The 2,021-nt window shown below is 66.6% G+C and carries 2 protein-coding genes and 1 pseudogene; all 3 read right to left on the reverse strand.

Features of this window, described 5'->3' with window-relative positions; all coding sequences use genetic code 11:
- Positions 1-237: pseudogene (locus L810_RS42155) on the reverse strand (cytochrome P450); the annotation flags it as partial.
- A gap of 101 nt (positions 238-338) precedes the next feature.
- Positions 339-605 carry a YodC family protein gene (locus L810_RS42160; protein WP_021164209.1) on the reverse strand — a complete coding sequence of 89 codons (267 nt, stop codon included), beginning with the start codon at positions 603-605 and terminating at the stop codon, positions 339-341.
- A 336-nt stretch (positions 606-941) separates the two neighbouring features.
- The gene (locus L810_RS42165) at positions 942-1,802 is read right to left on the reverse strand and encodes an isocitrate lyase/PEP mutase family protein (RefSeq protein ID WP_021164210.1); all 861 of its coding nucleotides are present in this window, start codon (positions 1,800-1,802) and stop codon (positions 942-944) included.
- Positions 1,803-2,021 lie beyond the last annotated feature (219 nt).

The raw sequence follows: 2,021 nt of genomic DNA on the forward strand, positions 1-2,021 counted from the left end.
CAGCTCGCCGAACAGCGCGCCGGCCGTCGTGCCGCGCAACGCGGGCGGCACGGGCGCGTCCAGCGGGCGTACGCGGCAGGCCGGATGGCCGAGCACGGCCGTCACGGCGGCCGCGCGGCTCGCGACCCACAGGCCGAGCGTGGCGTCGAACGCGAGCGGCGGCCCGTCGACGAGCGCCGCATAGTAGGGATAGGGATCGCGGTGCGTAACCGCTGCGATGGGATCGGTCGGGTTCATGCAGACAGTATCGGCGGCGTGCACCGCCGCATGTTTCAGGCCGGCGTGAAATGTCGCGGCGCGGGCGCCGCGTGCCGCCGCATCGCGATGTCAGGTGATTGTCAGGCCGCCGACCGGTAGCGATGCGCCTGCATGCGCATGCGGACACGGCCGGCAGAAATCGCGCGCGGCTCCGGCACCACGGTGTCGTGAGGGAACATTTCCTGCCGGAATTCGCCGTGTTCGTCGAACCACTGGCAGATCAGCCAGTCGCCGTCGTCGAATACGACCGGCCCGGCATAGGTCACGGTCATGCGCGGCCCGCCCGTCTTCAGCGTCACGACATCGCCGACGCGAAACCTGACGCGTTGATTTTCTCGGATCGTCATCGCTCTCTCAGCATTTTTATATATCGATATTCCCGGCAGCTCACCAGCTGTTCATTCGAACGTGCCGCAGATTATCAATCAAAAAACCTGCCGGCAACTCCCCTTTTCAAAAATGTCATGATCGGGGAAATGCAACAATGCGCGCCATCGACGCGCCCGGCGGGTGCCCGGCCGCCGATCCGGCGCGGCTTGCGCGCCGGATCCGGTCGAACGGGCGAAATGCGGAGAATAGACGATGTATTTTACGTCGTCACCGACGTTTAATTCCGACGTGAAATCGATTGATTATTGTCAATCAACTTTTCGATTGGGAACGATCCCACGATTTATTTACACTCATTCATCGAACAAAACCGGTGAATTATCCGGCGACGCAAACCAGCGGTTGATATCGCGCCCGGGAACGGCCGCTTGCGTGAACGTAAACGTGCCGTCCTGCGCCATCTCCTTCGCGGCACGCAGGAACGCGCCGAGCGCGGCCCGCGCCAGTGCGCCGCCGACACTCACGCGCTTCACGCCGAGCGCCGCCAGTGCGTCGACGCTCAGCAATCCGCCCTGCAGCCCCATCACGACGTTCACGGGTGCGCCGACCGCCCGCGTCACCGCCGCGATGTCGTCCGCATCGGTGATGCCCGGCGCATACAGCACGTCGGCGCCCGCGTCGCGATAGGCGACGAGCCGCGCGATCGTGTCGGCGAGGTCGTGGCGGCCGTGCAGGTAGTTTTCGCAGCGCGCGGTCAGCGTGAACGGAAACGGCAGCGCACGCGCCGCGTCGACGGCCGCCGCGATGCGCTCGACCGCCGCTTCGTGCGCATAGATCGGCGCGTCGGCGCGGCCCGTCGCATCCTCGATCGACCCGCCGACCGCGCCGGCCTCGGCCGCGAGCCGGATCGTCTCGGCCACCGTGTCGGGCGCATCGCCGAAGCCGTTCTCGAGGTCGGCGCTCAGGGGCAGGCCGCCCGCGGCGGCGATCTCGGCGATGTGATCGAGCATCTCGCCGCGATCGATCGCATAGTCGGGCCGGCCTTTCGAAAAGGCATAGCCGGCGCTCGTGGTCGCGAGCGCCTCGAAGCCGGCCATCGCAAGCAGGCGCGCAGTACCGGCGTCCCACGGGTTCGGGATGATGAAGGCGCCGGCGCGTGCATGCAGTGCGCGGAAGGCTTCGGCTTGGCGGGCTTGAAGATCGGAACGGGTCATCGCGGGCTCCAGGAGGATGTCGACGGCCGAGCTTACGCCGATCGTGCACGCGACGTTTCAGCGTTCACCGAAATGTCGTCGCGTGACAGGGAAAAACCGATGCGACGATTGCGCGCCGTAAGCCGTAAGCCGGTTGCCGGTTGCCGGTTGCCGCTTGCCGCTTGCCGCTTGCCGCTTGCCGCTTGCCGCTTGCCGCTTGCCGCTTGCCGCTTGCCATCG

Origin of the sequence: Burkholderia sp. AU4i (genome assembly GCF_000466765.1) — a bacterium.
Lineage (GTDB): Bacteria > Pseudomonadota > Gammaproteobacteria > Burkholderiales > Burkholderiaceae > Burkholderia > Burkholderia cepacia.